Annotated in this window: 25 protein-coding genes; 10 read left to right on the top strand and 15 right to left on the bottom strand. The window is 54.1% G+C overall.

Features of this window, described 5'->3' with window-relative positions; all coding sequences use genetic code 11:
- Window positions 1–93: 93 nt before the first annotated feature.
- On the bottom strand, window positions 94–429 hold the full coding sequence (locus BKP64_RS19740; protein WP_070967867.1) for a thioredoxin domain-containing protein: 336 nt from the start codon (window positions 427–429) through the stop codon (window positions 94–96).
- A gap of 235 nt (window positions 430–664) precedes the next feature.
- Window positions 665–901 carry a putative cation transport regulator ChaB gene (gene chaB, locus BKP64_RS07125; protein WP_070967864.1) on the bottom strand — a complete coding sequence of 79 codons (237 nt, stop codon included), beginning with the start codon at window positions 899–901 and terminating at the stop codon, window positions 665–667.
- A gap of 259 nt (window positions 902–1,160) precedes the next feature.
- On the opposite strand from chaB, the gene BKP64_RS07120 reads away from it, so the two are divergent.
- Window positions 1,161–2,042, top strand: a complete 882-nt coding sequence (locus tag BKP64_RS07120) for a hypothetical protein (RefSeq protein ID WP_070967861.1) — start codon at window positions 1,161–1,163, stop codon at window positions 2,040–2,042.
- A 122-nt stretch (window positions 2,043–2,164) separates the two neighbouring features.
- On the opposite strand, the gene BKP64_RS07115 is transcribed toward BKP64_RS07120, so the two are convergent.
- The 6 genes from BKP64_RS07115 to BKP64_RS07090 form a co-directional block, all read right to left on the bottom strand.
- Window positions 2,165–2,704 carry a CPBP family glutamic-type intramembrane protease gene (locus BKP64_RS07115; protein ID WP_070967859.1) on the bottom strand — a complete coding sequence of 180 codons (540 nt, stop codon included), beginning with the start codon at window positions 2,702–2,704 and terminating at the stop codon, window positions 2,165–2,167.
- Complete coding sequence (locus BKP64_RS07110; RefSeq protein ID WP_070973594.1) at window positions 2,701–3,351, bottom strand: glutathione S-transferase family protein; 651 nt, start codon at window positions 3,349–3,351, stop codon at window positions 2,701–2,703. Before BKP64_RS07110 ends, BKP64_RS07115 begins: the two co-directional genes overlap by 4 nt.
- Before the next feature lie 154 nt (window positions 3,352–3,505).
- On the bottom strand, window positions 3,506–4,159 hold the full coding sequence (locus BKP64_RS07105) for a class I SAM-dependent DNA methyltransferase (protein ID WP_070973593.1): 654 nt from the start codon (window positions 4,157–4,159) through the stop codon (window positions 3,506–3,508).
- 137 nt (window positions 4,160–4,296) lie between these two features.
- Window positions 4,297–4,791: a ZIP family metal transporter gene (locus BKP64_RS07100; protein ID WP_070967857.1), complete on the bottom strand. Its 495-nt coding sequence runs from the start codon at window positions 4,789–4,791 to the stop codon at window positions 4,297–4,299.
- Between the two features lie 323 nt (window positions 4,792–5,114).
- The gene (locus BKP64_RS07095) at window positions 5,115–5,810 is read right to left on the bottom strand and encodes a TSCPD domain-containing protein (RefSeq protein WP_070967854.1); all 696 of its coding nucleotides are present in this window, start codon (window positions 5,808–5,810) and stop codon (window positions 5,115–5,117) included.
- A gap of 27 nt (window positions 5,811–5,837) precedes the next feature.
- Window positions 5,838–7,976 carry an adenosylcobalamin-dependent ribonucleoside-diphosphate reductase gene (locus tag BKP64_RS07090; protein ID WP_070967851.1) on the bottom strand — a complete coding sequence of 713 codons (2,139 nt, stop codon included), beginning with the start codon at window positions 7,974–7,976 and terminating at the stop codon, window positions 5,838–5,840.
- Between the two features lie 584 nt (window positions 7,977–8,560).
- Between BKP64_RS07090 and BKP64_RS07085 the strand changes: the two genes are divergently transcribed.
- On the top strand, window positions 8,561–9,370 hold the full coding sequence (locus tag BKP64_RS07085) for a DUF6160 family protein (protein ID WP_070967848.1): 810 nt from the start codon (window positions 8,561–8,563) through the stop codon (window positions 9,368–9,370).
- A gap of 55 nt (window positions 9,371–9,425) precedes the next feature.
- Here the strand turns inward: BKP64_RS07085 and BKP64_RS07080 are convergent, their stop codons facing one another.
- The 3 genes from BKP64_RS07080 to BKP64_RS07070 form a co-directional block, all read right to left on the bottom strand.
- Window positions 9,426–10,220, bottom strand: a complete 795-nt coding sequence (locus BKP64_RS07080; protein ID WP_070967844.1) for an ABC transporter ATP-binding protein — start codon at window positions 10,218–10,220, stop codon at window positions 9,426–9,428.
- Window positions 10,221–10,229: 9 nt separating this feature from the next.
- Window positions 10,230–11,132 (bottom strand): ABC transporter permease, encoded by a 903-nt coding sequence (locus BKP64_RS07075; RefSeq protein WP_070967841.1) that lies wholly within the window; start codon window positions 11,130–11,132, stop codon window positions 10,230–10,232.
- A gap of 67 nt (window positions 11,133–11,199) precedes the next feature.
- Complete coding sequence (locus BKP64_RS07070; protein WP_070967838.1) at window positions 11,200–12,174, bottom strand: ABC transporter substrate-binding protein; 975 nt, start codon at window positions 12,172–12,174, stop codon at window positions 11,200–11,202.
- Between the two features lie 253 nt (window positions 12,175–12,427).
- Between BKP64_RS07070 and BKP64_RS07065 the strand changes: the two genes are divergently transcribed.
- Complete coding sequence (locus tag BKP64_RS07065) at window positions 12,428–14,095, top strand: AMP-binding protein (RefSeq protein WP_070967835.1); 1,668 nt, start codon at window positions 12,428–12,430, stop codon at window positions 14,093–14,095.
- A 132-nt stretch (window positions 14,096–14,227) separates the two neighbouring features.
- Window positions 14,228–14,713 (top strand): YiiD C-terminal domain-containing protein, encoded by a 486-nt coding sequence (locus BKP64_RS07060; RefSeq protein WP_070967833.1) that lies wholly within the window; start codon window positions 14,228–14,230, stop codon window positions 14,711–14,713.
- 22 nt (window positions 14,714–14,735) lie between these two features.
- Here the strand turns inward: BKP64_RS07060 and BKP64_RS07055 are convergent, their stop codons facing one another.
- On the bottom strand, window positions 14,736–16,424 hold the full coding sequence (locus BKP64_RS07055; protein ID WP_070967830.1) for an ABC transporter permease: 1,689 nt from the start codon (window positions 16,422–16,424) through the stop codon (window positions 14,736–14,738).
- A 147-nt stretch (window positions 16,425–16,571) separates the two neighbouring features.
- The gene (locus tag BKP64_RS07050) at window positions 16,572–17,588 is read right to left on the bottom strand and encodes a Fe(3+) ABC transporter substrate-binding protein (RefSeq protein ID WP_070967827.1); all 1,017 of its coding nucleotides are present in this window, start codon (window positions 17,586–17,588) and stop codon (window positions 16,572–16,574) included.
- Between the two features lie 187 nt (window positions 17,589–17,775).
- Here BKP64_RS07050 and BKP64_RS07045 point away from each other — a divergent pair, with 187 nt between their 5' ends.
- The 3 genes from BKP64_RS07045 to BKP64_RS07035 all read left to right on the top strand — a co-directional run bounded on the left by BKP64_RS07045 (window position 17,776) and on the right by BKP64_RS07035 (window position 20,117).
- A complete protein-coding gene (locus BKP64_RS07045) occupies window positions 17,776–18,054 on the top strand; it encodes a PilZ domain-containing protein (RefSeq protein ID WP_070967824.1) in 279 nt (92 codons plus the stop codon).
- 1 nt (window position 18,055) lies between these two features.
- Window positions 18,056–18,637 carry a hypothetical protein gene (locus tag BKP64_RS07040; RefSeq protein WP_070967821.1) on the top strand — a complete coding sequence of 194 codons (582 nt, stop codon included), beginning with the start codon at window positions 18,056–18,058 and terminating at the stop codon, window positions 18,635–18,637.
- 175 nt (window positions 18,638–18,812) lie between these two features.
- On the top strand, window positions 18,813–20,117 hold the full coding sequence (locus tag BKP64_RS07035) for an HD-GYP domain-containing protein (RefSeq protein ID WP_070967818.1): 1,305 nt from the start codon (window positions 18,813–18,815) through the stop codon (window positions 20,115–20,117).
- On the opposite strand, the gene BKP64_RS07030 is transcribed toward BKP64_RS07035, so the two are convergent.
- Window positions 20,107–21,225 carry an organic solvent ABC transporter permease gene (locus BKP64_RS07030; protein ID WP_070967815.1) on the bottom strand — a complete coding sequence of 373 codons (1,119 nt, stop codon included), beginning with the start codon at window positions 21,223–21,225 and terminating at the stop codon, window positions 20,107–20,109. The two genes, BKP64_RS07035 and BKP64_RS07030, sit on opposite strands and share 11 nt — an antisense overlap.
- Before the next feature lie 264 nt (window positions 21,226–21,489).
- Here BKP64_RS07030 and BKP64_RS07025 point away from each other — a divergent pair, with 264 nt between their 5' ends.
- From BKP64_RS07025 to queF, 3 genes are read left to right on the top strand one after another with little or no spacing between them, the layout of a single operon-like run.
- Entirely contained in the window at window positions 21,490–22,440 is a 951-nt protein-coding gene (locus BKP64_RS07025; protein WP_070967811.1) for an ABC transporter ATP-binding protein, read from the top strand.
- Window positions 22,437–23,210, top strand: a complete 774-nt coding sequence (locus BKP64_RS07020; RefSeq protein ID WP_070967808.1) for an ABC transporter permease — start codon at window positions 22,437–22,439, stop codon at window positions 23,208–23,210. Before BKP64_RS07025 ends, BKP64_RS07020 begins: the two co-directional genes overlap by 4 nt.
- A gap of 13 nt (window positions 23,211–23,223) precedes the next feature.
- The gene (queF, locus tag BKP64_RS07015; protein ID WP_070967805.1) at window positions 23,224–24,042 is read left to right on the top strand and encodes an NADPH-dependent 7-cyano-7-deazaguanine reductase QueF; all 819 of its coding nucleotides are present in this window, start codon (window positions 23,224–23,226) and stop codon (window positions 24,040–24,042) included.
- On the opposite strand, the gene BKP64_RS07010 is transcribed toward queF, so the two are convergent.
- Entirely contained in the window at window positions 24,036–25,505 is a 1,470-nt protein-coding gene (locus tag BKP64_RS07010) for an adenylate/guanylate cyclase domain-containing protein (protein WP_070967801.1), read from the bottom strand. The genes queF and BKP64_RS07010 overlap by 7 nt on opposite strands.
- Window position 25,506: the final 1 nt, after the last annotated feature.

Below are 25,506 nucleotides of genomic sequence, written 5' to 3'. Positions count from 1 at the left end.
TTTCAACAGCTTCGTCCTCGTAAGGTGAGCCGGCAAATTGCCGTAACCGGTCTTATTGGCAGCGGTAGTGTCAGATTTTTCGACTCCTTTCACTCATGGGGGCGCTGCCAGGCCCGCAGAAAAATAGATCGGTCCCGGTTTTTGTGTTAGACCATACGCTTGAAATTCGGCAGTGCCGCAACGCGATCCAGCCATGCCCGAACCGGGGGCCAGGCCGCCATGAGGGTACAGATCAGACCCCGATGCAAGGTAGTATAGAATGGCGTTGGACTCTGAAAGCGTTTCGCCGCTATCCAGCTCAAGCAGAGGTATTTTGCCATGTTGCGCTGGTGTTCGTAGAGGGAAACGGGCCCCTGCAGCATCGTAGACCTTTTCATTCATCCACTGATTGTATGCGGCCATTAATTCGAAGTGTTCCTTCAGGCTCATAAGGACTCCTTGAGATCTTTCACATAGACATGGGTCGTTTTAGTCCGATCAAAACCGACTGATGGATAGAATCCATGGGACTCCGAACGATCCACATTGGACCGAACCACTATCCGTGAGAGTCCTATCGAACGTGACTAATCTTCGGCGGCCCATCCAATCACCTCAGCATTGGAAATGGCTACGAAGAGCTGTTTTTCTGGAGAGGCGATTAATGCTGTCAGCCACTCCCGCTTTATTTGTCAGTTTTATCCTTCACCCACTTTTCACCTTCCTTGTGATATTCCTTTTTGACCGCCGCCCAGGCCACCTTATGGGCGGTTTCTTCCCGGCCTGAGTCGCCACGACGATCTTCAGGATCGCTGTATTCATCCCAGGCGGAATTGAACGCTTTGCGATAAATCTCTTGGGCATGCGCGGGCAAATTGTTGCGTACACTGTCTGGTAATTCGGAATTGTTACGGTATGGCATTGGTCTCGTCCTCTATACGATGCCGTCAGTGATAGGCTAGCAGCTGTTGGCGCGGGGGCAGGACATAATGAATAGAAAGAGTGAATCTTTCGAATTATACTCAAAGGCACAGGGCAAAATCCGGTTCTCAATCCTCCTCTGGAAAATGGAGGACCTGACCCCGAACGTCCCCGATTTTCCTCTTTCAATGTGACCAAATGTCATTGATCACTACAGCCAGCCTCTCATAACCAATGAGATTAAAAACGGAGCTCCAAAAGTGAAGTATTTACTAGCCATATTAATTCTTTTGTTCCCCGCCATGCTGAATGCCAAAAGCTTCACATTAATTGAAAATGTTATGAGCGACGACTCACCTCAAACAGTCTATGAGAAACTCAAAGAGAAGGGATGGAAATATCTAAATAAAAGCGAAATGACTGACGATGAGTTTGAAAGTAAATTCCCAAAACTCGGTTATGGAAATCAAAAATGGGGAATGTCTGATTTTTTTTACAAAGATGATGAGTATATAAGCTTCCGGTTTGGCGTACCAAGTCGCACATCTTCTGGATTACATTCAGGAGGGGACAAAGATGCCATGGTTGCCATTAACATGACTCGATTTATAGAAAACTCCGAGTTAGATACAAACGAAAAGTATCACATATTCGCAAACCTAATAAATGAACAGTTCAATAAAATACCCACCTATAGTGATGAAAAGATATCAGGCATAATAATAAGCAAAAACGATTCGTATTTGTCAGTGATGGTGGCTACGCCCGGAAGCAACAAATATAACCGCGTTGGAACAACAACCATTTCACTCAGCACGGCAAACAAATTAATTTACAAAATAGCAGAAGAAAAAGTTCCAGGCAAAGTACTCTCTACAACAACAAAAAAGAACAGAGTTTCAGCCAATCTAAAATTAAGCACCGCCTTTAAAGGTTTTTCCGGAACAACAATATTTGACGATTACGATGAAGATAAGATGCTGGAATTACTAGTAGGAAAACTCGAGAAAGAAAGTCTCGCCACCAATAAAAAAACCAGCTTAATTGATTCGCTCAGACATCCTACCGAGGTAGATGGCTATAAAGTATACTTAAAATACCCTTACTATTCGGAATACACCATATACCCCAACGGCGAGTAGGAAATATTGTGGCCAGGTCTTGTCTTTTCGCGCAGGGGGCAAGACCTGACCCATGCATCATGCACTAAACGCTTCTGTCAGTAACATGCTAGCAGCTGTTAGCGCCGGGGCAGGGCAAAAGGTTACAACTCCAGCACAAGATTTCTGCCGCCAAGAAAAAGCACCCAAACCGTTACCGCCGCCCAGTGAATGATCACTGGAACCCAGATAGACCGGGAAAGAACATAAGCGTAGCCACAGGTAATCCCCATAGCGCACACGATAACCAGAAACCACGGATTCAGGAAAAGAGAAATAGCCGTGGAGTTAAACGCCAGAGCATTGAACGGATGCCACACAATGAATACCAGTGTACTAATTGCCACACTCCGGGCAGCCTTTACGTGCCCGGACGCCAATATGTTTCGCGGTATCAGTACGCCCCTGAAAAAAGCTTCTTCGAGCAGCGACGGGAACACAAACAATACGATGGGTAGCACGGGAGTGATTGGCGAATCCAGCCACCCGAATTGAAATAAACCGGCGCCGAAACCTACGGATATCGCTATAATTACGAACACTGGCACCAGTGTCCAGGCCTTCAACGGGGCCTGAAAAGGGGAGGCCAGAAAACTCTGGCCGAGGTTGTTGCCGAGGTACTTTGCAGGCTTTTCTGGAATCATAGGTTTTTGAATCTACATACGTAGGCTGTCATGTTTGTTCTCTCTAGCTCATTTTGAGGCTTTCGGAAATTCGGCAGTGCGGCAACGCGATCCAGCCATGCCCGAACCGCGGGATAGGCCTCCAGATCGAAGCCACCCTCATCAGCGACGTGGGTGTAAGCATAGAGTGAGATGTCTGCAGTGGTGAAATTCTCGCCAGTCAAAAATGGCGTTCGTGTAAGCTGCTGCTCCATCACCTGCAACGCCTTATGCCCACCCGTTTGCTTGGCGGCATATTCATCAGCTTTCTCCGCCGGCAACCCCAGGTACTTGTTGATAAATCGTGCGACAGCGATAAACGGCTCATGACTGTATTGCTCGAAAAATTGCCATTGCAGAACGTGAGCCTGGGCCAAGCCGCCATGAGGGTACAGATCAGACCCCGATGCAAGGTAGTTCAGGATGGCGTTGGACTCTGAAAGCGTTTCGCCGCTATCCAGCTCAAGCAGAGGTATTTTGCCATTTGGGTTCTTTTTCAGAAATTCATCAGACTTTGTGCCGCCGGCGAGGATGTCGACATCAATCCATTCATGGTCAATGTTCAGCAGGTTGCAGACGAGCTCAACTTTGTAGCAATTGCCTGATTTGGTATCGCCGTAGATTTTCATGCAGTTTCCTTTGCTATGATGCGCCAGTGTTAAAGGCGGAAGCGCGAAAGAGCAGGTTGTTCGCTCGCCGTCGCCTCCGGTTTTACTCTTCACCCACTTGTTGCCCTCCTTATGATATTCCTTTTTGACCGCAGCCCAGGCTACCAGCTGGTGTCTACAGAACCTCATAGACAAAATACTGTACCTTGATCTTCGTGCCATACTCCGGGTGATTCGGCAGGTATGGCATAGGCTCTGTGCCAAAGATACGTTTCCAAAGCCCTATCTTTTCAAGCTCGCGGAGTTGCTCCTCGTAGTCGTGTTTACGCATGATGTCATCGCGCTGCGAGAAGATGACGTGGCCCTTTGCTCTTACAATACGGCACAACTCTTTAAGTACCTCATTGGTCTCAAAGTAGGTAAGCGCACCAATGAAATTTACAGCATCATAGGTGTCGTCATTTATTGGAAGGGGTATTACCTGCATATCTACCCTGCGGAGCGAGGAGTAGGCGCCGGTCTTCTCCGCAAGCTTGAGCAGGCTGCGGGAGATGTCCATACCATGAATGTCTTTATACCCAAGATTCCTAAGGGCTGTTCCTGTGAGGCCAGAGCCACAAGCGGCATCCATGATGGTGCTCGACAGTGGCACATAGTTCCTCACAATGGCTGCAGCGGTTTCCGGACCAACATAATTCCACTCAGTAAAAGTCTCGTCGTACGCACCTGTCTTGGCGAACTTGTCATAGTCACGCTCGACCGCAGCGCTTTTTGTTGAATATTCTTCACCCCAAATTTCGGGCGTTTCGTTGATGATTTTCTCTCTCATGGTGTTCCTCCGGCAGTGTATTACGGGGTTTGAGCAAGTTGGTATCGAAAAAAGAATAGTAAAATCAGGCTTAACAAGCATGCCAAGCACGAACTCCAGCACCACCCCCATCGGGGGCGCCCAATGTTTTGCGAGTTTTACTCCTGGGGCGATATCTTGAAATACAGAATGCCTCCAGAAGCTATAAGCAAAATAACAGCAATGGCAATAGCTTGGTCTTGTAGCCAGTGGTAACTGGATGCTCCTGAAACAGGGCCCAGAAAGGCTATCAAAAAGAAAATGGTCATGATTTTCTTCCGGCCGAAATTATGAGAGCTATTCAACTCGCGATATGTGTTAAACCCCTCTGGAATGTTTTGTAATGTGATTAGCACCGCAAGCAACAGCGCATCTGTACTTCCGATTGCAAATGCAGTTCCAGGCGCAATCGATTCAGGGATGAAATCAAGGAGCATCGCCACGAGTTGACTGGCCGGCGTCATGCGTTTCAGAAGATAAATATCAAGCATCATGAAAATGTGCCGGCCAACCAGGAGGCAGGTAGACGCTATCAACGGATCGAGTTTGGCAATGCCATAAGGAACTAATACGAGCGCAACAGCAGACAGTAGAGCACCGCCACCAAATGCCATGATGCTGTGACTGAATTCTGCCTCAAGCAGTCGTGATTTGAATTTACCGATGCTATAACCAGGCCGGCTGTCAATGTGAGCCCAAAAAGGATTGCCAGGTTATTCACGACGTTTCCATGTGGAGTCCATGTAGCTGAGGTAACCCGCACGGAAATAATCGTCATCTGTCCAAAATCTCCAACCCGAGTCTGTTCGCTTATCCACATCCCCTCTCCGGAGTTTTCCGACACCTGTCGTATGACGCCGCTTTTTTTAACCTTCCGAAAACAAAAAGGCCCGAAGTTCTCGCTCCAGGCCTTTTCGTCACTCACCGGTCAATCAACTCAACCGCATTTGCTATCGCCGCAGGAGAGACAGGTCGCACAACCGTCCATCACAATCACCGCCTTGGTGCTGCATTTGCCGCACATGGTGGCGTTCGGCGGGAAGTCAGTGGCCTTTTCGTCGTTCGTGGCCGTGGTGTGGCTGGCTTCGAATTCGGCGCGTTTTTCGGCGAGGATGCGCTTGGTAGTTTCGCTCATTTCCTCGCTTTCCAGCAGGCCGATGGCCTTCAGGTGCTTCTCGATGACGGCACCGATTTCAGCCACTAGCGAAGGCATGAACACCCCGCCTTTCTTGAAGTAGCCGCCGTTGGGGTCATACACGCTGCGCAGCTCTTCCACCAGGAAGGTTACGTCGCCACCCTTGCGGAATACCGCCGAGATAACGCGGGTGAGGGCGATAACCCACTGGAAGTGTTCCATCGACTTGGAGTTGATGAACACTTCGTACGGCTGCCGGCTCTCGTGGTCGGTGCCTTCGTTGAGCAGGATGTCGTTGATGGTGATGTACATCGCGTGCTCGGCGATCGGCGGCTTGATCTTGTAAGTGGTGCCCAAGAGGAAGTCCGGCCGTTCGATGTATTCGTTCATCTGAACGGGCTTGGTTTCCGCCTTCACCGGTGCCTGGTGTTCGGTTGCTTCAGGGTCGGCTTTCTTGACTCGGTAGCCGACGATTTTGTTGCTGATTTTAACTGTCATGTTCGTTGTCCTGTGTCGGTTCCCGGATCAATATTTTCCGTAGGTGCCTTCTTTAAGCGCGTCAAACAGGTTGGCAGCGTTGTGGATTTCGCCGTCGTACTCTACCTGTTCGTTGCCCTTGAGGGTTACCTTGCTGCCGTCGTCCAGGGTGAACTCGTACAGCGTGTTTTCCAGATCCTTCTCTTTGACCAGTACGCCCTGGAAGGCTTCTGGATTAAAGCGGAAGGTGGTGCAGCCTTTCAGGCCTTTATCGTAGGCGTAGAGATAGATGCCCTTGAAGGCCTGATAGTCGAAGTCTGTCGGAACGTTCGCAGTCTTTGAAATCGAGGAATCTACCCACTTCTGGGCAGCGGCCTGGATGTCTACGTGCTGCGCCGGCGATACATCGTCCGATGTGGTGAAGTAAGAGGGCAGCTTCTTGTCTTCCTCTTCAGAGAACGGCATGGCGCCCGGGTTTACCAGGTGGCGGTAGGCCAGGAGCTCGAAGGAGAAGACGTCGACTTTTTCCTTGGTCTTACGGCCTTCGCGGATGATGTTGCGCGCGTAGTGGTGCGAGAAGCTCGGCTCAATGCCGTTACTGGCGTTGTTGGCCAGTGACAGGCTGATGGTGCCGGTGGGCGCGATGGAGGTGTGGTGCGTGAAACGCCCACCTTTCTCGGCCAGTTCCTCCACCAGTTTCGGCTCCACGTTGGCGATCTGCTGCATGTAGCGGCTGTATTTGGCGTGCAGGATACGCCCTTTGATCTTGTCGCCAAGCTTGTAGCCGTCTTCAGAGAGTTGCGGGTTTTTGCCCAGCATCTTCGGCGTGACTTCAAACTCGTCGTCCATGATCGGCGCCACGCCTTTTTCTTCGGCCAGGGCCAGGGACTGGCGCCAGCCTTCAACGGCCATCTCGCGTACCACTTCTTCGGTGAACTCTACGGACTCGTCGGAACCGTAAGGCATGCGGAGCATGGCGAGAGTAGAGCCGAGGCCCAGGATGCCCATGCCGTGGCGGCGCTTGTAGGTGATTTCGTGGCGCTGTTCGGCCAGCGGCAGGCCGTTGATTTCAACCACGTTGTCCAGCATGCGGGTGAAAATGCCCACCACCTTGCGGTACTTTTCGTAATTGAAGCTGGCCTTGTCAGTGAACGGGTAGTCCACGAACTTGGTCAGGTTCACGGAGCCCAGCAGGCAGCTGCCATACGGGGGCAGGGGCTGCTCGCCGCAGGGATTGGTGGCGCGGATGTCTTCGCAGAACCAGTTGTTGTTCATCTGGTTGACCTTGTCGATCAGGATGAAACCCGGCTCGGCGTAGTCGTAGGTGCTGGTCATGATGGTGTCCCAGATGAACTGGGCTTTCAGGGTGCGATAGATGCGGCAGGCAACCTTGCCTTCATCGTTAATCACATAGCCTTTCTGAACCGGGAAATCACGGTAGACGAATTGGCTTTCGTCGCTCAGATCCAGCTCTTCGTCTGCCACTTCCTTCTCGGTGACCGGGAAGGAGAGGTGCCAATCGCTGTCATTGCGGACGGCTTCGATGAAGTCTTCGGTGATCAGCAGGGAAAGGTTGAACTGGCGCAGGCGGCCGTCTTCACGCTTGGCCTGGATGAAGTCGATTACATCCGGGTGGTGCACATCAAAGGTGGCCATCTGGGCGCCGCGGCGGCCACCGGCAGAAGACACGGTGAAGCACATGCGGTCGAAGATATCCATGAACGACAGCGGGCCGGAGGTGGTGGCGCCGGCACCGGCTACATACGCGCCTTTCGGGCGCAGGGTGGAGAACTCATAGCCGATACCACAGCCTGCCTTGAGGGTCAGGCCGGCTTCGTGGTTCTTTTCCAGGATGTCGTTCATGGAGTCCTGAACGGTGCCGGAAACGGTACAGTTAATGGTTGAGGTAGCCGGCTTGTGCGCTTCGGCACCGGCGTTGGAGGTAATCCGGCCGGCGGGGATGGCGCCGTTCTGCAGAGCCCAGATGAAGTTCTTCATCTGCTGGGTGCGCACGGATTTGTTTTCCACTTCAGCAAGGGCTTTGGCAACACGTTCGTAGGTCGCGTCGATGTCCTTGTCTACGGGCTCGCCGGTCTTGGTCTTCAGCTGATATTTGCTGTGCCAGATGTCGATCGAGGCTTCCTGCATCGGAATTGTTGTAACCATTGCCTGTGCCTTAGCGTTCATTGCCACCCTCGGTATTCTCAGTATGTCTTCTTTTGACAACGCTGTCCTTTTGACCGCGTTGTACCCCTTTGATTCGTCTAATGTCCGGTCTTGCGTTCAGGCACATTATGGACCACTACATATGGTGCCTGTCTTGTGCCCGTAAACACGGCTTGTTGCCCCCGGTTTTGTTCTGGATAGATACTCCCGGCAGTGCCCTGGCTGCTTGAGGACGTGCCGGGCAGCGAGTCGTCGCTGAACTTGGTAACCCTATATGTGGGATCATTTTCAGAAAGTATAACAGGATATAGTGTTGTGTGAACAAGAACGCAACTATTGATTAGAGAGATGGGGCAAAGAAAATCAATCGACCAAGGCTTGAAAGTTCGGAAATCTCCGGAAAAACGACAGCTTGGGCTTAAATCTTCATGACCACTACATGTTGTGGTCAAAAAACACACGAATTACCCGGTAAAGCTTCGGAAAGTCAACTAATTTGTGATCTCTGCACGTACCGGGGGCGGACGTGTCGCTAGAGTACGGTGGTGGCGTCGAATACTGCAGTGACCCACAGGAAGTGATAACTACTATAAAAGGAATGAACAATGAAAGGCCTGAAACTTTCCTTGCTAGCGCTATGCATTGCAGGTGTGCCACCTGGGGTCATGGCGGAGATCCAGAGACTGGATGAATCTGTGATGGGTAATATCACCGGCCAGGCCGGTGTCACGATTGAGCTCGAAACCAAGTTGAATATCGATCGGTTTATCTACACGGATGAAGGCTCGCTGGAAATCAACGACATTTCTGTCGGCGGTGCAAACCGCACGGATATGTTTTCGGAAATGAATCTCAACCTTAATGGCTCCGCCACCGATACCCTGGACAACATCCGGATCAACATCGATGTGGCAAGTGATGGCGATGCCATCATTAACCTTCTTCCGTTGTCGTTTAATGCGGTGGATTTGCGGGTATCCACTGGAGCCTGGAACCTGACGGGAACCGGCGGCTCTACAACGGTCCTTGATAACTTCAATATGGATGCGCTGATCGGTTCAGGAACCATCCGGATCGATACAGCGACAGACAAGCTGAACTTCAAGACCGACATTGCGATCGACGATATGGACTTCGACGTGCCGTTTCTGGCGCTGGGTATCCGGGATTTTCAGATGACCGGTGCTGATTATGATCTGCAAGCCCCTCAGCCACTGCGGTTGTTTGCATACGTTGAGATGGATATGCACAAGGCGCCGAATTCCCAGAATGTCGAAAGCCTTGCGATTGATCTCCAGACATTCGAAGCGGATATCCGCATTGGGGGCGTTATCGTGGGTGGCACGTCTATCGGCTCCATGGCCCTCGACAATCTGGCGATCACGGATACCTCAATGCTGATCTACGGGCATTGATAATCTCGCAGTGAGCCAGAAGAAAAAGGCGGGAGTCTATCCCGCCTTTTTTTGGTCAGCCGAGCAGCAGGCTGTCGTCGTCTACCGACAGGCCCCTCTGTTTTTCGAACAAGCCCAGGAGGTCTGTTACTTCGAGGCCCTCTCGTTCTTTGCCGGCGATGTCGAACACCACTTGTCCCTGATGAAGCATGACAGTTCGGCTGCCGACTTCCAGCGCCTGTTTCATGCTGTGGGTAACCATCAGGGCTGTCAGCTTCTGCTCGTCAATAATCTGTGTGGTCAGCTCCAGCACGAACGCAGCGGTTTTCGGATCCAGGGCGGCTGTGTGCTCGTCCAACAGCATAATGCTGGAAGGAGTGAGGCTGGCCATCAGCAAGCTCACCGCCTGGCGCTGGCCGCCGGACAGTAGGCCCATTTTATCGCCGAGCCGGTTTTCCAGCCCCAGACCCAGTGACGACAGGCTCTCCCGGAATTGTTCCAGGTACTGCTTCTTGACCGCGGATGTCAGGCCGCGGCGCTGTCCGCGCTTGACCGCGAGCGCCAGGTTTTCCTCAATCGAGAGAGCTTCGCAGGTTCCCGCGAGGGGGTCCTGAAACACCCGCGCAACCCTGCCTGCCCGCTTGTGTGTAGGCAGCTTGGTGACATCGACGTTATCGACAATGATGTCACCGCTGTCCACCAGAACTTCGCCGGAGAGCGCATTCAGGAAGGTTGACTTGCCGGCACCGTTACTGCCGATCACGGTAACGAATTCACCCTGGTTGACGGTCAGGCTCATGCCCCGAAGTGCGGGGTTTTCCAGTGGCGTACCCTTGCCAAAGGTCAGTCGGAGATCGCTTGCACTGATCATGTCGCCTCCTCAGGCCTTCTTGCGTGAGAGTTTGTTGATGACGGAACTGCGAACACCGGGCAGGACAATCGCCAGCGTCACCAGGACGGCGGTGATCAGGTTCAGGTCCTGGGCCTGCAGGCCGAGCATGTCCGCGTTCAGTGCGAAGGCAATCGCCAGCCGATAGATGATGGCGCCAAAGACGCACGCGAGCAGGGCCCGAACCACAGTAGACGGGGTAATTACGGCTTCGCCCCCGATCAGGGAGGCCAGCCCGATCACGATCACTCCGACACCCATGGTAACGTCGGCGGCACCCTGGCTCTGGGCAAACAGAGCACCCGCCAGGCCAACCAGTCCGTTGGAAAGGGCTACGCCCAGGATAATCATGGCACCGGTGGCAATGCCCTGGGCTCGGGCCATTCTTGGATTAGCGCCCGTCGCCCGCATGGCGAGGCCTGTTTCGGATTTCATGAAGCGCCACAGGAGAATCAGGGCGATCACTACCACGATGACAAAGAGGAGTACCGGTACCTGATGGTAGGCGAGGTCCAGATCGTACCAGGGAGTCAGCACTGTCTGTTCGGTCAACAAGGCAACGTTGGGCCGCCCCATGATGCGCAGGTTTACCGAGTAGAGCGCAATCATGGTGAGAATGGAGGCCAGCAGATTGAGAATTTTGAGTTTGACGTTGAGGATCGCGGTAACCGCACCGGCGGCCATGCCGGCAAGTACGGCGGCGCCGGTGGCGATCCACGGGTTCCAGCCATTTATGATCAGGATGGCGGCCACGGCGGCGCCCAACGGAAAACTGCCGTCAACGGTGAGGTCCGGGAAGTCGAGGACACGGAATGAGATGTAGATGCCGAAAGCGACCAGGCCGTAGATGAGACCGGTCTCAATGGCACCGTAAAAGGCGATTTCACTGAGCATGGGTAATATTCACTGTGAAAGAAAACGGGCGGGCCCTTGTGGGGTCCGCCCGTTTTGGGGTCAGATGTTACTTGTCGCTCTTGACGACTTCTTTGGCTTCCCGGATCAGCTCCTCGGAGAGGGTGATGCCCATGCGCTCGGCGGCGGCCGGGTTCACAAACAGGTCCAGGGTGTCCATGGTTTCAACGGGCATGTCGGCGGTGCTGGCACCTTCCAGGATGCGAGCGACCATTTTGCCGGTCTGGCGGCCGTGGCTGTAATAGTCGAAGCCCAGTGCGGCAACGGCGCCACGTTCTACTGTTGCGGTGTCTGCGGCGAAGACCAGAATGTCTGCCCGTTCACCGACAGAGATAACGGCTTCGGCGGCACTGATAACCGTGTTGTCGGTGGTCAGGTATATGGCGTCTGCCTCACCTACTAGCGAGCGCGCAGCGCCGAGCACCTCGGAGGTTTTGGTGGCTGCGGCCTTGACCAGCTCCAGGCCGCGGGCGGCGAGTCGCTCTTCCAGCAGGTTGACCAGGGAGACGGCATTGGCTTCACCGGGATTGTAAACTGTGCCAATCCGCTTGGCGCCCGGTACCACGCGCAGGACCATGTCGAGGTGCTTGTCGATTGGCAGCATGTCGCTGACGCCGGTTATGTTTGCGCCCGGTGCTTCAAGGCTCTTGACCAGCTTTGCACCGACAGGGTCGGTAACCGCTGAGAAGACAACTGGAATGTTGCGGGCTGCTGCTGCAACGGTCTGGGCAGACGGTGTCGCGATGGCCACGATAATATCAGGGCTTTCGCCGATAAATTTGCGAGCAATCTGGGAAGCAATGGCAGAGTTGCCCTGAGCGCTTTCGTGCATAACCGTCAGGTTTTCACCTTCTATATAGCCTTGCTCGGCGAGTTCATCCTTAACGCCCTGGTAAACGGCATCCAGTGCCGGGTGCTCGACGATCTGTGTAATGGCAACAACGCGCGGTTCTTCGGCCTGTACAAGGCTTGCCGCTGCCAGAAGGGAGGCACCAATCAGGGTGCGCAGAGTTCTCTTGGCCATGAGGCTGTCTCCGGGTCAGTTACGGGTTGACGAATTTTCGACGTTCAGAAATACGAAGGTGCGAAAGTTTACCACAGCCCCGGGGGATGCAGGGTAGGGATTGTTGCCACAGGTCTCTGCGTATGGAGGAAAGTTGAGTTTTTGAATAGTTTTGCTTGTGTCACGTTTTGACTGGCGGGACTATGTTGAAATACCCTACGAAAGTCTAATAATAATCCCAAAGAATTCGAACGACGAAAACTAAGGAAGGTCCATGGACACAACTAATAAACTTCCCCTGGATATGGTCTACCACTGGGAGACCGCCAAGGCTAATTCCCTCTACATGACTCAGCCTGTCGGTAACGGCAAAGTAGTCGAGTACACCTGGGGTAAAGCGGTGGATGAGGCACGGCGTGTCGCGGCCTATCTCAAATCGCTCAACCTGCCGGAAAAGAGCCGTATCGGTCTCATCTCCAAGAACTGCGCCCAGTGGGTCATGGCGGACTGGGCGATCTGGATGGCCGGTCATATTTCGGTCCCTCTTTACCCGACCCTGAATCAGGACACCGTTAACTACATCCTCAATCACGCCGAGTGTGAGGTCCTGTTTGTTGGCAAGCTGGACGACTGGGACATGATGAAACCGGGCGTGCCGGAATCGGTTCGCTGCATTTCTTTCCCGTTGAGTCCCCCCAACGATTTTGAAAGCTGGGACGACATTGTCGCCAAGTATCCCCCTCTGGAGGAGAATGTTCAGCGTGACGCGGATGAGTTGGCGACCATTGTGTATACCTCTGGCAGTACCGGCCGGCCCAAGGGCGTGATGCTCAGTTTCGGTAATATGGCCTTTGCCGCCGAAGGCGGTATGGAAGTGCTGGGTGTCGGCTCTGAAGAGCGCATGCTCTCGTATCTGCCGCTGGCGCATGTGTTTGAACGAACGTTTGTGGAACTGGCTTCTCTATATGCCGGGTTCCAGCTCTTTTTTGCCGAATCCCTGGATACGTTTGTACAGGATCTGCAGCGTGCCCAGCCCACGCTGTTCCTTTCCGTACCCAGGCTTTGGGTCAAGTTCCAACAAGGTGTGCTGCACAAGCTGCCCAAGAAGAAGCTGGACAGACTCCTCAAGATTCCTGTCGTCAGCACGCTGATCAAGAAGAAGATCCTTAAGGGGTTGGGTCTGGACAAGGTCAAGTTGGCGGGCAGCGGCTCCGCGCCCCTGGCCAGCGATGTTCTGGACTGGTATCGCAACCTCGGGCTGGAGCTCCTGGAAGGCTACGGCATGTCCGAAAACTTTGCGTACTCGCACATGAGTAAGCCCGGGCGCTCGAAAACCGGGTATGTGGGCGAGTCTCTGCCGGGTGTTGAGACCAGAATCAGTGAGGAGGGTGAAGTCCAGATCAAGAGCCCGGCGACGATGATGGGCTACTACAAGGATGAAGAAAAAACCCGCGAAGCCTTCACCGAGGATGGTTTTCTCAAGACCGGAGATAAGGGGGAGATCGATGAGATGGGGCGCCTGAAACTGACAGGCCGCATCAAGGAGATCTTCAAGACGAGCAAGGGTAAGTACATTGCGCCGGCGCCAATTGAGAACCGGCTTATGTCCCATGATTCCATTGAAATGGTATGCGTGTCCGGTGCGAACCAGACACAGCCGTTTGCGTTAGTGATGTTGGGTGAGGATATCCGGCCAAGGACAGCCGATGAGAAGTTTCGCAAGGAACTGGAGGCAAGCTTCACCAACCTCATCAAGGAAGTGAACAAGACCGTGGACCCACACGAGCAGTTGGCCTTCATTACAGTGGTCAGTGACGAGTGGTCGATCGAGAACAGCTTTCTCACACCAACGCTCAAGCTCAAACGAAATGTGGTCGAGGACGCGTATCAGGAGAAGGTCGATAGCTGGTATGCGCAAAGACAGCCGGTGATCTGGCAGTAGAGTATCAGCTGTTGTTTCACAACCTTTGATCAGGCCCGGCGATGCCGGGCCTGATGTTGTCTGGGACCGACATAAGTCGAATTTGGAAAAATCGCAAGCGGGCATAAACTGGCGAAAGATCAGGAGGATGTTATGCCCCAGTTGGCCCTTTTCCAGAAACGCATCAACGAAGAAATTCCGCTGTCCCAGGCGCTGGGTATCCGATTGCGCTCCTGGGATGGGCGCGCTCTTCTGCTCAGCGCACCACTGGCGCCTAATCGCAATCATCAGGGCACCGGTTTTGGGGGCAGCGTCTACTCGGCAGCTGTCACTGCAGCCTGGGCGGTCACTGAGCTCGCTTTGGCTGACCTCGGTCTCCGGGGCGCTGTGGTGGTTCAGAGCGGGAACATTGACTATCTGGAACCGGTGGACAGGGACTTTTATGTGATCTGTCGGCTACCGGGCGGCGAGATCCCGGATCGATTCCGAAAGAGCCTTGCCCGGCATGGCAAGGGGCGTCTTGACCTGACGGCAGAAGTGTTCTGCGGGGAGCCTACAACCGAACCGGTTGCTGAGCCCGTTGCCGTATTCGAGGGGCGTTTTGTGGTCCAGGATGCCCGTTCCCGAGTCAACCTCTGACACCCTCACGCACACTTGCCTGCTAGCCAATCGTGCGCGTGTTCGAGATCGAGCGGCTCATCAGAATAATCGGGATGATACCCGCCAGAACAATGATCAGCGCCGGCAGGGCACTGTGATACAGGCGTTCATCCGATGCAAACTGGTAGACGTAAGTCGCCAGGGTGTCGAAGTTGAACGGCCGCAGGATCAAGGTTGCCGGCAGCTCTTTCATGCAGTCCACAAACACCACCAGTGCCGCGGTAAGCAGCGTACCGCGGAGCATGGGCAGATGGACTCTGACCAGGGTTTTTCCCGGGCTGTACCCCAGTGAACGAGATGCCATATCCATGCTGGGGGTGATCTTCTGCAGTGCGCTTTCGACGCTTCCTGCCGAGACGGCCAGAAATCGCACGGTGTAGGCGAAAACCATGGCGAACGCGGAGCCACTCAACAGCAACCCCGTGCTTATCCCGAAGGCATCCCGCATCAGGCTGTCCAGCCAGTTATCAAAGCCCGCCAGGGGCACAATCACTCCGACTGCCAGAACCGCTCCGGGCATGGCGTAACCGAGGCTGGAGAGCCGCATTAGAATCTGCATGCCCCTTGTGTTGTGTAGTCGCCGGCTGTAGGCGAGAGTGACGCCGATCAGTAGTGTGGTCAGGGCAGCGGTTCCGGACAGGAACAGGCTATTAAGCGTGTTCTCCAGAAAATCGGGGTTCCAGCTTTCTCCAAAATACTCCCAGGCGTAGAGCCCTAGGGTGAAGCCGGGTATTACAAAGCCGAACAGGACAGGAATCGCACAAACGGCCAGGCAAACCAGCTGTCGCGGCACGGACATGGTGAAGCGAGGGATCGGGTCACGGTTGTCGCGGGCCGCAAACTGTTGTTGCCGACGGCGGGAATAGCGTTCAAGGGTGACCAGGATAACCACAAAGATAAGCATCGTGGTTGCAATCTGTGCGGCGCCCCCGAGGTTGCCGAGATTCATCCAGGTATCGAAGAGGCCCGCTGTCAGTGTTTGAACAGCAAAAAAATCCACCGTACCGAAATCGTTCAAGGTCTCCATCAGGACGAGGGACAGGCCGACGGCCACCGCAGGCCGGGCAATGGGCAGAACCACCCGGAAAAAAGTGCTTAGTGCCGAATGGCCAAGGCTCCGACTAACCGCGAACAGTGAGGGGGACTGCTCAAGAAACGCAGCGCGTGCGAGCAGGTAAACGTATGGATAGAGCACCAGCCCGATCATCAGGGTGGCGCCTTCAAGGCTGCGGATCTGGGGGAACCAGTAATCGCTGGCGTTTTCCCAGCCCATCAGAGCCCGGAGGCCACTTTGTATGGGTCCGGCGTAATCAAGCAAGCTGGTGTAGACATAGGCGATGACATAGGCCGGCACCGCAAAGGGCAGCAGCATTGCCCACTCAAAAAATTTCCTGCCCGGAAACTCGCACATGGTAACGGCCCAGGCAGTTGCCAGTCCGATAACAAGTGTCAGGGTGCCAACGCCGACCATCAGCTTCAGAGTGGTGGTCAGGTACCGGGGCAGGGTGGTATCAATCAGGTGTGGCCAGATATTTTCTTCCGGAAAAAAAGCCAGCAAGACCACGGAAAGAACTGGAAGTGCAACGATGGCTGTGATGAGACCTGCTGTGATCAGCCAACGCCGGGAGGCACGTTTTGCCAGCAGGGGCTCGGTAAGCCCTGGGTCAACGCCGGTAACTGCCTCGGTCATAGCATTCCTGTTGATGAATCGAAATGAGAAAGGCTGTCGATTGTAGTCAGCTCAGTAGCTGCCTGCAATGACCCGCGTCAGGAACCGCGGGGGTATTTGTCAGCAATCGGGCCGAAGAACGCGAGGGCGCCCTCCGGCCCGGGAAGCTTACTCGCCGTCGTAGTCGACGCGATCAACCAGTTTTACGGCGGCGTTGCGGTTGTCGGCGATTTCCTGAAGAGACAGATCGTCAGGGTGGATATCGCCCCACTCTGCAACCAGGCCTGAAGGCTTCACTTCCGGATTAGCGGGATACTCGGTGTTGGCTTCTGCATAAATGCGCTGGGCTTCCGCAGATGACAGGAACTCCATCAATCTGAGGGCATTCTCACGGTTAGGCGCGCTTTTTGTCAGGGAGATACTGCTTATATTCACGTGAGTTCCACGGCCGTCGGCATTGGGGAATACCAGGCGAACTTTTTCTGCGGTTTCACGCTGGTTCTCGTCTTGCAGCATGTTGCCGTAGTAATAGCTGTTTCCGATAGAGACGTCACACACGCCCTCTGCTATGGCCTTGATCTGATCGCGGTCTCCGCCTTGAGGTTTACGCGCCAGGTTGTCCTTCAGGCCTTGCAGCCATTCTTCGGTGTAGGCTTCGCCATGGTGGGCAATCATGGAGGAAATCAGGGCGATGTTGTAAGGGTGTTTGCCGCTGCGGGTGCAGATGCGGTCTTGCCATTTGTCATCGGCCAATTGTTCGTAGGTGGTAATTTCGCCTTCCTCTACCCGGTCTTTTGAGGTGAAGATCAGGCGGCCTCGTGTCGTGAGCGCAAACCATTTACCGTCGGGATGGCGGAGATTGTCCGGAATGTTATGTTCCAGAACATCGTTTTCAACGCTTTGCACCAGATCGCGCTCAACCAGCTCGTTGACACGTGAGATATCGACTGTCATCACTACGTCGGCAGGACTGTTCCGACCTTCACGTTCCAGTCGCTCAGCCAGCCCCTGTTTCGCGAACACGACGTTGCTTTCAATGCCGGTTTCTTTTTCAAACGCGTTTAAAAGGGGTTGCAGCAAGTAAGCCTGACGGTACGAGTAGATATTCACCTCGCCATCCGCAGAGGCAGTGATGGGAAGTACGCTCAGGGCAATGGCCGCGGTGGCGGCGAGTTTCATTCGCATATTGTCGTCCTTACTTAACGCTAAAATAAAGGGTTCAGGTGCTACTGGTCACAGGTTCTTAAAAACGCCAACCATTCTCATTTGTATTTCCGTGTGAGTCAAGATCGCCGTTGGCATATTTCCATGAAAATGGTGGTATGCTTCGGAAGACTATAAAAACTATGCAAAAAGTAGTGGAATTCGCAACATGACCGGGAATGATCGAAGAGAGCACATCCGTACTGCCATGAGCGCCAAGGTGAAGATCGGGCATCCTGTATTCGGCGACTTTGTTTTCTCAACCAGGGATATCTCGGACGGCGGCGTTTTCATTGTGGTCGATACCGAACCTTTTCACCCCGAGCTTGGCGACAAGGTGACCGTGCAAGTGCAAGGTCTGCCCGTGGCGGCGCCGGTGCTTGATATGGTGGTTGTTCGCAAGACCAATGATGGATATGGCCTGCAGTTTGATCAGGATTTCGATTGATATGAGATTTCCTGTGCATGTACTTCTGGTGGTCCCCCTTGTGATGGTATCCGGATGTGCTTCCTATTATTCCCATTACGCGGTGTTCCCTGCGGAGAATTCCGTGGGTGAGCCGCGGCAGGTGAAACTCACCTGGGAGACGGCAGATTATCCGGAATGGTGGTTTATGGGTGACAAGGCAACGTCTATTCGATTGGAAACCCAGTGCAGTAAGCGGGTTTGGCGCTTGCGCGACAGTTCCGATGAAGAGGCCGGTGTATGTGGCGACGGTATTCGGGCCTGCGGTGAGCCCCGGCTGGATATCGTTGCTGATAACGGGGCGCCAGTGACCGGCAGTGAGCGCTGTGTGGCGCTGAACCCTTCTGTTCAGAACGGACGGATTTCCGGGTTGGGTGAAAAACTGAAGTTGCTCGTGTCGTGTCGGCCAGCGACGACATCTGTGGGCCAGGGTGACGAAAAACGTAACTTTGACTACATTCGCGCCTCCTCCGTTCCTTATACCGTTTACGCTCGAAAAGCGCCACGGGGCTCGTTTCGGGCCAAAGCGCCAGAATTTGACGATTCGGTGTGTGACGCAGAGTGACACTTTTTGCCCTCAAGGTGTGACTGCTGTCACATTGCTACATTTTGTTTCCTGATGAACATTAGAGTTACCTTTTGTCTCCTTAGGGTTACTCTGCGCTACCAAACTGTAATGGACTCTTTCGGCCGTCCGGTCACAATGGAACCATCGAATAGTTTAAGCGCAGAGGTGGGTTGTGGGCGTCCAGCAGAGAAAAGTTGCGGTACATGATCTGGAAGTGGGCATGTTTGTGTCTGACCTTGACAGGCCATGGCACCAGACGCCGTTTCCAATTCAGGGCTTTCACATTCGCTCTCAGGATGATGTCAGGGCGCTGACGTCTCACTGTAAGTGGGTGATGATCGATGTCGCGGAAATTCGTGAGGCGAAAGAACTCAAAGGTGCGTCGAAGCCTGTCTTCGGCCGCAAGCAGAATCGTCGTGGCAATGGCCGGGAAGAATTGAAGCTCCCGCCGTTGTCCGTTCGTGATCCCGTCAGCTACGAATCACTTACCACTCTGAAAAAGGAAGTGAAAGCATCGAAGCGTTTGTTGGATGATGCTGAACTGGCACTCAGCCGTCTGTTTGAAACGACCAGAAGTGAAGGTGTGGTCGATCTTAAACCGATTGCACGAATCACCAGCGAAATGGTCAAGAGCGTGATTCGCCAGCCAGACGCGCTGCTTTGGCTGAGCCGGACACGTCAGCATGATGACTATATCTATCGTCATGCGTTGAATACTTCGGTCTGGGCTTTGGTATGTGGGCGCCACCTCGGCCTGAACGAAGGGTTGCTGAACCATCTGGGGTTGGGCTGTTTGCTGTCTCAGGTGGGTAAAACATCTCTTCCCAGGGAATTGCTTAACCGTGAAGGACAGATGAACGCTGACGATTACGCCCTGTATCGCGGCTATGTGACGAAAGGCGTTGAGATGCTGAACGGTAGCGTGTCTCGAGCCGTTTTGAGCGTCGTCCAGGGACACCGTGAGCGGCACAATGGTTCTGGTTTTCCGGAGGGTGTTCGGGGCGATCGCATTCCGCTGTTGGCAAAGGTCGCCGGCATTGCCGAGTTCTTCGAGTCTCAAATCGGACCGCGGGATAATTCCGAACCGATGACTCCGGCGAAGGCTGTTGCGCTTCTCTATGACATGAGGAATATCGAGTTTCAGGAAGATCTGGTGGAGAACTTTATCCAGTCCATCGGCATTTACCCGACGGGAAGTCTTGTGGAGTTAACCGACGGCCAGAGGGGAATTGTGGTTTCCCACTCGCCGGAAAGAAGACTCTGGCCACGTGTCATGGTTATGACGGATGCCGACCGGCAGCCTCTGAAGTCCGCCAAGGTGGTTGACCTCGCTCGTTACAACGAGGCTCGTGAGGCAGGCGAAACGGTGATGATCCGGGAATGTCTTCCCCATGGCGCTGACGGTCTCGATCCATCCCGCTACGACATTACCGGTGCTGAATCCCGCTGGAACCTATCGCGGCTGATCAGCGGATAATCACTCGCAGCGGTTTGCGCACCCAGCGGTAGGTGTTTTCGGGACGGAAACTTAAGATCAGTTCCGATTCACCACCGGCGTTCCCTGCCACAAAATACTCCACCTGAGCGGATTGCCAGTTCGTGGCGTTGATCACAACGTCGCCCGGGCGAGTGCTGATTGCGTCAACATCTGCCAGCTGCGCACTGCCCGCGATACGACGGACCCTCACCGTCTTTATTGAGGTATCGCTGGCCGGGTGGCTGGCGACGTCCTCATCCAGGTAAAACCGGTTTGCAACGGTTGTGCTGATCGCCTTCAACTCTCGTGAGAGGTATGTTCGGGCGTCTTCTGCATCAATGTCTTCAAGGGTGCGAGTGGCGTCAAGAATGCGATCCCGCTTTGCGATCAAATCTTCCCGGTACTCCACGTCTGGATCCCGATCTTCTTCATTCTCTGGACGTGGGTCGGCATTGTCGATCTCTGTTTGGGTCGGTGGGTCTTCGCACAACTCATCCTCCTCCGGGTAAAAACAGATCGCTGCGAGGAGCTGGTTGGCTGGCGAGGGCGTTTGGCCCAGAGCCGTAAATTCGGCTTCACTGACATTGAAGTCAATGGGCGCTGCCAGGTAGGGGAGCGAGGCATTGAGCTGTTGGATGACGCGGTCCCGGATCTCGATGCCTTCGCCTTCCCGAACATTGACTGTCCAGTTGAGTGAGATCAGGAAGCGGGTCAGGTTTGTAAGTGGAACGTTGTCGAGCAGCTGTTGCTCCGTGATTGTGTGGGTGCTGAGGCCCAGGTCATCCACGGAAGGGTTGGTGAGCGCCGCTCTCAGATCGGCAAAAAATTCCAGCAGGGTAACGTGCTGTTGCGTGGGAACGCCGCTCACCAGGGGCAAGTCCCCAACCCGGAAGCTCAAGGTTTCTCCCGGGTAGTAACGAAATTCCCCCTGGCTGTCTGTGGTGCCTGTCTGGCTTGCGGTCTGGTAAGTCAGCCCACTGAAACCATTATAGTTTAGCCGTCCGGCGCTGGTATCGTCGCTGCCTGAGTTGTCACCCTCAAAGCAGCCTGAGATAGTCAGGGCGGTCATCAGCATGAGTGGCAGTCGGATCGGGTGAACGGATCTCATGAGTTGTCGCACATTCCCTTCGGTTCAGCTCGCCTGTCCCTATCCAGGTGACGGCGAGCCATTTGTAAGTTGTTGTAACCGCATTATAGGGGTGGGGTTCGGCTCATATCGGGATTCCCGTCGCAGTTTCCGTTTTTGACCGGGCGTTGATGATGATCAGCACGCCTTGAAATCAGGGCGTTTGCCACAATAAATAGCATTCTAAATTTCAGGCAGCCGTCTCTAACCACGGTTGCCGGCTGTTTCATGAAATCAGGATCGTTTATGACCAATGCACTGGAAATCCAGGGCCTGACGAAAACATATTCGGATGGGTTTCAGGCGCTCAAGGGTATTGACCTGCATGTGGCTCAGGGCGATTTTTTCGCGCTGCTTGGCCCCAATGGCGCCGGAAAGTCGACAACGCTGGGAATCGTTTGCTCTCTGGTGAACAAGACTGCCGGAAAGGTTCGCGTCTTTGGCTGCGACATTGACACCCACCTCTCCGACGCAAAGCTCAACCTGGGTGTGGTTCCCCAGGAGTTCAACTTCAATCAGTTTGAGAAAGTCTTCGACATTGTTACAACTCAGGCCGGTTACTACGGTATTCCCCTCAAGCAGGCCTCTGTTTCTGCTGAAAAGTATCTGAAGAAGCTGGGTTTGTGGGACAAGCGCAATACCCCTGCGCGGATGCTTTCGGGTGGCATGAAGCGACGTTTGATGATCGCACGGGCTCTGGTCCATGAGCCCAGATTGTTGATTCTGGATGAGCCGACAGCGGGCGTTGATATTGAACTCCGCCGATCCATGTGGGCGTTTCTTGAAGAGATGAACCGACAGGGCACCACAATTATTCTGACTACACATTACCTTGAAGAAGCAGAAGCACTTTGCCGCAATATTGCCATCATCGACCATGGCAAAATTCTGAGGAACACAAGCAAGCGCGAGTTGCTCCAGCAGTTGAGTGTCGAGACGTTCGTGCTCGATACCGAAGCCCCGCTGAATACGGCGCCGGCGCTGAACGGTTTTGAGACCCGGCTGGACGGTGAGGGAGCTCTGGAAGTGGATGTCGAGAAAGGCCAGGTGCTGAACCAGGTGTTTGTCGAGCTTGAGAAGCAGGGTATTAAAGTGGTCAGTATGAGAACCAAAGCCAACCGGTTGGAGGAGCTTTTCATTCGCATGGTTGAAGAAAACGCCGATGTGTCTCGCAAGGGACTGGAGGGCGTCGCATGAAGATCCAGGCTTTGGTGACGGCATTCAGCACGATTGTGCTCCGGGAGATTCGACGATTTACCAGGATCTGGGCTCAGACCATGTTGCCGCCTGCTGTCACAATGACGCTTTACTTTATAATTTTCGGTAACCTGATTGGCTCGCGGATTGGCGAGATGGGCGGATTTGATTATATGGCCTTTATTGTGCCCGGCCTGATCATGATGGCTGTTATCACAAACTCCTACGCCAACGTGGTGTCTTCCTTCTTTTCAATGAAATTCCAGCGAAGCATTGAAGAGCTGTTGGTATCGCCGGTGCCGAACTGGATTATCCTGGCGGGTTACGTTTGTGGCGGCATGGCTCGCGGGCTGGGAATCGGTGTGATTGTCACCCTGTTGTCGCTGGCATTCACCAATTTATCTATTCACAACCTGCCCATGATGGTTGCGACGGTGTTTCTGACCTCAGCACTGTTTTCCCTGGGCGGTTTTATTAACGCCATGCTGGCAACGAAATTTGATGATATTTCCATCGTTCCGACGTTTATCCTGACGCCGCTGACCTATCTGGGCGGAGTGTTCTACAGCATCGATCTGCTGCCGGATTTCTGGCAGGGCGTTTCCATGATCAATCCGATCCTCTATATGGTGAATGGGTTCCGTTACGGCATTCTGGGTGTTTCTGACGTTAATCCTTTCGTGTCTCTTGGTATGATTCTGGTTTTCATTTCCGTGCTGGCCTTTATTGCCCTCAAAATGCTGGCTCGCGGGAAGGGTATCCGTCACTGAATTCGGGAATTTTATGGCCTTACATGACGCTCCGCTTGGCAAGTCCAGCGAGTATCCGGATCGTTACGATCCAAATCTCTTGTTTCCTGTGGCTCGGGACGAGAATCGGCGCAGGCTCGGGCTTGCTGATGGTCGCTGGCCCTGGTTTGGCGAGGATCTCTGGCAGGCCTGGGAGGTTTCCTGGTTGCGGCAGGGCGGTGTGCCGGCAGTCGTCTGGGCCGAGATCCGTTTTCCGTCAGCTTCGCCCTGTATCATTGAGTCCAAGTCGCTCAAGCTTTACCTGAATTCATTCAATCAAAGTATTTTTTCATCTGCGGAGCAGGTCGCTGAGACGCTTACCCGGGACCTGTCCAGCGCCTGCGGCGCGTCTGTTCATGTTCAGCTGCGTAGCGTTGACGAATCCGGTGACGCGCTCGGGCGCCCGCCAGGGTTCGAGTTGATTGACGACGAGCCGGTCGGTGAGGTGGTTTATGAATATGCACCCGATTCACTGGTTGTCTCTGGCGAGACGGTGACTGAGCAGCTGTGTTCACATCTCCTGAAGAGTAACTGCCCGGTGACCGGCCAGCCGGACTGGGCAACCATTATGGTGAGCTATACGGGCCCGGCCATTGTTCGTTCCGGTTTGCTGCGTTACCTGGTGAGTTTCCGTCAGAAGCAGGATTTCCACGAGCACTGTGTTGAGACTGTGTTTACAGATTTGATGAGGTACTGCGGGCCCAAGAGCCTCATGGTTTGTGCCCGGTACACGCGACGTGGCGGGCTCGACATCAATCCATGGCGAGCCACGGAGCCGGGCCACGATGCAGGGCCCCGGCTGATTCGTCAGTAAGCCTTACCGGCGGTCGCCTCGGGCAGAGAAGTATCATCTCCACGGCGCAGGCGGTCAGCCGCATCCTCAAGAGCGGTCAGAATGGACTCCCGTTCTTTTTCGGTGATCTTGTCTGAATCCAGGTACATGGCAAAGCCGCTGTGTTCGTGCTCAAGAAAGCTGCGGTTTGGCCCCAAATCCCGGCGGAAATCCACCACTTCGTAAATTGGAACAGGTTTGCCAAAGCCCTTTACCGTGATCTCACCCTTGTCCCGGCACATGATCCTGTCTTTGATCAGTGAGAAGGTCTCATAGGAAATAAGAATCTCTCCCGGTTCAGCGAGAGATTCCAGTCTGCTGGCGAGGTTTACTTCTTTTCCGATGATGGTGTAGTCCATCCGATTCTCGGCGCCGAAATTGCCCACCGTGGTATATCCGGTGCTGATTCCCATGCGAATTTCCAGGGGCGTTTTGATGCCCTGGCTGCGCCATTTCTGGCGCATTATTTTCATGTGTTTGCGCATGTCGATGGCCATGGATACACAGGCGAAGGCATCTTCTCGTTGGCCCCGGCTGGTCGGGTCACCGAAGAAAATCATGATTGAGTCGCCAACAAATTTGTCGATGGTGCCGCCGTATTTCAGTGCGACTTCAGACATCTCGTTGAAGTAATGGTTTAGCAGCTCTGTTAGAGCCTCCGGCTCCATCTCCTCGGACAATTCAGTGAAGCCTTTGATGTCCGAGAAAAACACTGCCAGTTTCTTCCGCTGGGTTTCAAGGCGCACGTCCCGCTCACCGGTAAAAATTGACTGCCACACTTGCGGTGACAGGTATTTCGAAAGCTTGTGGGACAGCGCTATGGATTGTTCGCGCTGATTCTGGATCTGGGTTTTCGCCAGCATCAGTGCTCGGGCCTGTTGGTGCGAGTAGAAAGCTGTAACACAGATGTAGAGGCCGGTGGACACGATGGCAAGTATGCTGGTCAGCAGTGGCGACTGGAAGGTGTCCGCAGGGCCTGTTATTGCGACCGCTGCCGCGGTCCCGGCTGCCAGGAACACTGTGCCGAGAAGCCATTGCCGTATACCTCCTACAATCAGGCAGCTGAACATAAGCATGACGACGACAGACACCGAGGGAATAGCCACCAGTCCAATGCACCCGATGAAGGCTCCGCCAATGATACAATCGACCACCAGCATCTTTTGCCGGATGCGCGCGGATTGCCTCAGGAATGTTCGCCGTGTGACGATGTGGGCAATGTGTGGCCAGGTGAGGGCGCCGGCAACGAGCCATAGCAGCCAGTGATGGAATACACCCTGGAGGACACCGGAAACAATGATCGCTGCTGTCGCCGTGTAAGCGAGAATGCGGCCGTTATAGTCGGGCATGGGGGGAATTGCCACAGGACTGTTCTGGTAATCACCAGTCATGGCCTTGCCAGCGCTGGTGCTGGCGTTTCGCAGGTCTGCGGGTGCGCTCATCATA

This window comes from Marinobacter salinus (genome assembly GCF_001854125.1).
GTDB classification, from domain to species: domain Bacteria; phylum Pseudomonadota; class Gammaproteobacteria; order Pseudomonadales; family Oleiphilaceae; genus Marinobacter; species Marinobacter salinus.
Note: the sequence above shows the minus strand (reverse complement) of the source record. Positions and strands in the feature narration are given on the sequence as shown.